The following is a 6,177-nucleotide window of genomic DNA, read 5'->3' on the forward strand; positions in this document are numbered from 1 at the left end:
ATATTTAGAAAAGTTCGCGTAGTACTTTGTTATTTTTGTTTCATACAATGAACAAAATCATTAGAAATCTAATCTTAATTAATATGATAAATAAACTTTTTTATTTTTTCATTCTTGTGTTTTTCACAGCGTCACTGTCTTCATGTAAAAAAGAAGATAGTTCCAGTAATATTTATGACAAAGCATATCCAGTCATAATAACAGCAAGAAGTCTTGGTTTCGAAACAGACCAGGTACCTGAATCATATTTAAAGGGTGAAAGCCTGGGTGTTTCAATGCTAGAAAACGGCACCGATAATGTTGTGACTCCTTATACTAATATCAGATATATATCTGATGGTGTGGGATCCTACTTAAACGCGGCAAACAACGATTCTACTATATACTTGCCTAGTACCGGAGAAAATATGGATCTGGCTACATATTTCCCTAAAGTAAATGAAATCACAACAGATGTAGCTATTGACCTTACTGCCAATCAGGAATTCGGAGCAAAACTTCAATTCGGCAGAATAAACGGTCTAAACAAAGAAAACAGAAAAGCCGAGCTGAAAATGAAAAATGCCCTTTCATTGATAACAATGGATATTGACCCATCCGCATTTGCAGATAATACCGATATTAATGCCACTATTCAGGAAACACCGATAAAAGGGAATATGAATATATATAATGGTAAATTTACAGCAACAGAATTTGGCCAATTAACTATGGCTAGCGGCAGTTCATTGTCCAGAGCCACCAATACCGTAAGATTTTATACACTTGTCTTCCCCGTAGTTATAAACAATCAGGGAAGTGAAGAAAGCACGGACAATAATATACAGGCTGACAACATAACAATAGTCATCAAAATCACTAAGACAAACGAAGCTGGAGAAACAGAAACAAAAGAAATCCCTGTAAGCCTTGCTAATCATATATCAGCAATTGAAAGTGCCACAAATACTAATTTCAGTATAACAATAAATGAAAACGGCGAACCTGATATCAAGGTTACAAACACCAACTTCACTATTGATGACTGGATAAACAACGGAGGCGGAATTGAAGTTGACGGTAATGAAAGTATAAAATAAATAACAGCCTTTAAAAACACTATAATCTCATGAAAAAAATTTATAAGACTCTGATATTAACCTTGATAGGTGTCAATTGTTTCACTTCCTGCAATAAGGATATTGAAGGAGAATACAACAATGACTCCAACAAGGAGAATATAATAAACTTTACAACAGGGATTAACAGCTTGTCACGCACAAGTATTGCAGACGGCAATTTGACCACTTCATTTACAGCCAATGACTCAATAGGTATATTCGTATATGAAGGAGATGATATAATTGCAAAAAATGTGAAATACGTTTATAACGGAAGCAGCTGGACTTCAGAAAATCCTTTAACAGCAAAAGATGGTGTTCAATACAAGTACTACGCGTACTATCCTTACAGAAATGGAGTGACAGACATCACAGCCATTAGTGTAAACGTAAGTGAAGACCAGACAGCAGGCATCAGTAATGAAGATTTCCTTACTGCAAGAAATGAAACTTCAGCAGCCGGAGCTGAAAACATTTCGCTTAACTTCTCACACTCATTGAGCATGATACAAGTTGGTATAAAAGACGGTGTAACAGCTGATGCTAACGCAACTATTACTCTTGAAAACATTTTACCAGCTGTAACTGTAAATGCAAAAACAGGAGAGATTTCAGCTGCAAGCGGAGAAACTGTTTCCATAAAGATGAAGAAATCAGAACAAAGGATGGAATACAGGGCAATTATTCCGGCACAGGTCATAGTGGCAGGCTCTAGATTTATGTCAATAACAGCAGACGGAAAGCCATTCGATGTGAATGCTCCCGCAGAAATTTCACTTAACAAAGGTCAGGCTTTACAAATAACTGTAAACAGCCTTGTTCAGCTGCCTGAAGGAGAACAGATCACCATAGGAGGAGCAATCAATGATTGGGGTAACGGAGAAAACCCAGGAGAAAGTGAAGTTACAGAAATGCCATTGATAAATGCTATAGGGACTGAACTCCCGGAAGTAGTTATGGACACAAGAAATTTCAACGAGGAATCATGGTTTAAGCTGGTTCAAAGCGATGATGAAAGAGGAAGATCCACTTTTGAGATTGTAGAAGATAATGCAACGACATGGGGTAAAGCCGTAAAACTGACATATAATATAAATAAAGAAGAAGGAATTGACAACAGTTGGTACAAGGCTACTATAGGATATAACCACACAGAGCCTATGTACGTTACAGACGAAGTATATATTTATAAAGTCACCGCTAAAGTCAAAGCAGACGTTTGTGATGAAGGTTCTACAATTTCTAAATTAGTGTTCACATGCAAGGCAAAGAGTAGCGACAGATACAAATACTCATTTGCCGCCGGAACAAAACCTGACACATTCACCGCAACTACAGTAAGTATACCCCCGGCCAGTGCAGGAACATGGGAAGAACTTACTTTCTACATAAACTTCAAGCAGTTAAGTTCTACTGTAGGTGGTGAAATATACGGCACAGATGATAAAAAATTCTTTGTTGATGCCACACCAGAAGATTATAACGGTTTCGATTTAAGAATATATACCAGTAACAAGGGGCTTACCCCGGTAATATATATCAGCGACGTAAAAATAGAACAATATAAGAACGAATAAATATTAAACCATTATGACCAGAGTATTAAATAAGATTTTCATTACAGCTATAGCGATGTCTGCTATGACAGCTTGTAATAAAGACGAACATTCGTCAGATAATGGCTACGTAAATTTCTCAATGGGAATCGTCACTACACAGTCGTCAAGAACATCGATGGCTGACGACAGCCACACTGCAGCATTCACAGCAAACGACGCTGTAGGTATATTCGTAAAAGACGTAGCTTCATACTCAAACATCAAATATACCACTACAGACGGAACATCCTGGAGCGGAGCCGCGATAAAAATTCCTGAAGGAACGGAATACACTTATTACGCATACTATCCATACATGGAAAATGCGACAACATCTATAAATTATTCTGTTTCTACCAATCAGGATGCTGAAGGATTTATAAAGAACGATTTTCTGTACAGCACAGCTACAAGCAGCGAAAACAACGTTTCTTTATCATATAATCATGCTTTATCATTGGTTGAAGTAGAACTGGTGGATTTCGGTGTTACGGAAGGCGCGACAGTGGAAATGCTGGATATCGCAACAGACGCTACTATAGACCTGACCGCACAAAGCATAACAACAGGAACTAGCAAAGCAAATATCACAATGGATGCACTTGAAACCCCATTGAAATATCGTGCCATTATTCCTGCACAAACGATTGCCGCTTCTACTCCTGTATTCAGAATAAGTGCAGCCGGAAAGACTTATCAGGCACAATATTCAGGCGAAATAAAATTCGAACAAGGAAAATACCTTTCACTTAAAATTACGTTAAATGAAAATGGCGAGCCTGAAATATCAATCAACATTGATTCAAACATAAATGAATGGACAGAAGGTAGTGGAAACGAAGGAGACTCTACGGTAGAAGAAATTATTGTTCCTCTGATATTGCCACTAGGCGACCAGCTTACAGAAGTAATAAAGAACTTTAATCTGGGATCTGACACATGGGTTAAATTCATAGAGAAGGTTTCTTACAACTCAGTAGCGACATTCGATATACAGAAAGACGAAACAACTCTATGGGGCAAATATGCGTCATTGCAGTATACGTCAATTTTAGGTGATTCACTTTCCAATAACAGTTTTTTCAAAGCTGCACTTTCATATTATCATGCCTCACCACTGGATATGTCGAAGACAACAATATACAAGTTATCTATGAAAATAAAGACTGAGTTAAGTCAGTCGGCAACTAAAGATGGCGAACCTACTCTAAACGGCGCATCAAAGATAGCGATAACCTGTAGAAATGCTGATAACTCTTCTTCATTTGCGGCATCTACAAATCAGAACTTTACAGCAACATCTGTAGGCAAGACTCCAACAGATAATCAATGGTTAGATTTTACTATTTATATAAATTTCAGCAAAAAAAGTACAACCGTTGGTACAGTCCCAGCATCTGGGGAAAAGAGTTGGGTAGATACGACTTCGGACGATTACTCAAAATTTGATTTAAGGTTCTATACAAACAATAATGCATCAGCAGAAGTGCAGAAAGTTGTTTCAAAGATTTATATATCCGATTTGGTTATGGAACCATACATATCCGAATAATAAAACAAGACCTTTTTACTAAATATAAAACTTAATTTGTCTAATTTACTAAAATTAATACTAAAATGACTACAAACTTTAGACTTTTGGCTATGGCAGCCTTAGCGATGCTGGCCATGAACTCTTGCGTAAAGGAAGAGAACTTAAACAACGGTGAAAAGAAAGGTACACCGGTAGAATTTGAAATGGGAGTAAATTCTGTTTCCAGAACAGAAACTCCGGACGATGGATACACTACTACATTTGTAGAAGGTGACGAAGTTGGTATATTTGTTTATAACGGTGAAAAAGCTGTTGTTAAAAACGCTCATTACAAACTGAATGCAGACAGAAAATGGGTAGCACAAGGCGAAGCTATCACTGCTGAAGAAGGTGTTTCATACAGCTATTATGCATATTATCCTTACAATGCAGAAGCAACTGAAGCTACATCTGTAAGCTTGACTGTAGCTGGAGACCAGACTACAGATTATACAGGAAGCGACGCCTTAATGGCTAAATCTGAAAATGTTGCAGCCGGAACAACAACTGTTCCATTGCAATATTCACATGCATTTGCTTTGGTTCAGGTTTCTTTAAAAGGTGACTTAGCCGCAAAAGATGCAACTGTAACTTTGCAGAATGTATATCCTACAGCTGCGCTTAACCTTAAAGCCGGAACTGTTAGTGATGCATCAGTAACACCAGGAACTGTAGCAATGAAACCTTGTTCTACAAACGGTAATGCTACACCTTTCAATTATCGTGCTATCGTGCCTAGACAGGATATTAAAGCAGGTGATGCTATTTTAATGGCTTACTCTAATGGTAAAAACTATAAATTTACATATAACAAAGATGTTCCTTATGAAAGCGGAAAACTACGCCAGTTCAATGTAACTCTAGGAACTGCACCTGGTGAAACAACTATTGAAATAGGCGAAGGAACAATCGCAAATTGGGAAGATGGTAGTACTGTTGAAGGAGGAGAAGGTAGCACAGAAGTGATAGTACCAACATATATTTATCCTTTAGGTAGTACATTAGCAGATGTTATTAACGCCCCAAGTTTCGAAGAAGATACTTGGTTTGGATTAAAAAGAAAAGCTGATGAACCAGGCAACATTACATATGCTATCGTAGAAGATGAAGCAACGACTTGGGGTAAAGCAGCTAAGCTTTCATATACTTCTACATGGAATCCTACTGGTGGTAAAGATGGAACTGGTGCTGCCGTCAACAACAGTTGGTACTTAGGAACTTTAGGATACTACCATTGTGCTACAGATGCACCTATAAATGGAGGTATTTACAAAGTAACCATGAAAACCAAAGGAGAAAACGATGATACTGGTACTATTTCTAAAGTTAGTTTTTGTTGCAGAAGCAAAGATAATGCAGCTGCATTTAGTATAGCAACTACTATTTCAGCAATAAATACGCATGCTACTAATAATAGTGGTTCAACAATTATTACAAAAGGACAAGGAACTGCTGAAACATGGGAAGAATTTACATTTTATATCAATTTTGGTAAAAAAACAGATAATACAAATCCTGGCGGTACTACCAAACTAACTGACACAACAAAAGATGATTATTCTGTCTTTGATTTGCGCTTCTACACAAATAATCCTGCAACAGCAGAGGTAAAATCAAACACAGCCACAATTTACATCTCTGATGTAACAATTGAACCTTACGTAGCAGAATAATCTAATATAAAAGATATCTCTAAAAGAGGATGAGCCTATGGTTCATCCTCTCTTTTTCGTTCATCCTCCAAACACTTTGAAAAACAAAATCTTATACTTACATTTGCAAAAACCTAAATTTTGCAATTATGGGAAATTATATCAGATTCGACTGGGCAATGAAACGCCTGCTTAGGGACAAGGCTAACTTTCAGGTACTGGAAGGACTGCTCACTACCCTACTGAACGAAAAA

At 37.3% G+C, this 6,177-nt stretch carries 4 protein-coding genes; all 4 read left to right on the plus strand.

Annotation, left to right across the window (positions count from 1 at the left end):
• Positions 1 to 83 precede the first annotated feature (83 nt).
• The 4 genes from H6A61_RS14805 to H6A61_RS14820 all read left to right on the plus strand — a co-directional run bounded on the left by H6A61_RS14805 (position 84) and on the right by H6A61_RS14820 (position 5,944).
• Positions 84 to 1,079 carry a fimbrillin family protein gene (locus H6A61_RS14805; protein WP_204394659.1) on the plus strand — a complete coding sequence of 332 codons (996 nt, stop codon included), beginning with the start codon at positions 84 to 86 and terminating at the stop codon, positions 1,077 to 1,079.
• Between the two features lie 29 nt (positions 1,080 to 1,108).
• Positions 1,109 to 2,677: a fimbrillin family protein gene (locus H6A61_RS14810; RefSeq protein ID WP_204394661.1), complete on the plus strand. Its 1,569-nt coding sequence runs from the start codon at positions 1,109 to 1,111 to the stop codon at positions 2,675 to 2,677.
• Between the two features lie 13 nt (positions 2,678 to 2,690).
• The gene (locus tag H6A61_RS14815; protein WP_204394663.1) at positions 2,691 to 4,250 is read left to right on the plus strand and encodes a fimbrillin family protein; all 1,560 of its coding nucleotides are present in this window, start codon (positions 2,691 to 2,693) and stop codon (positions 4,248 to 4,250) included.
• Between the two features lie 65 nt (positions 4,251 to 4,315).
• Entirely contained in the window at positions 4,316 to 5,944 is a 1,629-nt protein-coding gene (locus H6A61_RS14820; protein WP_204394665.1) for a fimbrillin family protein, read from the plus strand.
• Positions 5,945 to 6,177 lie beyond the last annotated feature (233 nt).

The organism is Bacteroides caecigallinarum (assembly GCF_016901995.1).
GTDB classification, from domain to species: domain Bacteria; phylum Bacteroidota; class Bacteroidia; order Bacteroidales; family Bacteroidaceae; genus Phocaeicola; species Phocaeicola cellulolyticus.

Excerpts from the sequence above, each read along its gene's own strand:
- H6A61_RS14805 (WP_204394659.1), top strand. The coding sequence starts at position 84 with ATGATAAATAAACTTTTTTATTTTTTCATTCTTGTGTTTTTCACAGCG.
- H6A61_RS14810 (WP_204394661.1), top strand. The coding sequence starts at position 1,109 with ATGAAAAAAATTTATAAGACTCTGATATTAACCTTGATAGGTGTCAAT.
- H6A61_RS14815 (WP_204394663.1), top strand. The coding sequence starts at position 2,691 with ATGACCAGAGTATTAAATAAGATTTTCATTACAGCTATAGCGATGTCT.
- H6A61_RS14820 (WP_204394665.1), top strand. The coding sequence starts at position 4,316 with ATGACTACAAACTTTAGACTTTTGGCTATGGCAGCCTTAGCGATGCTG.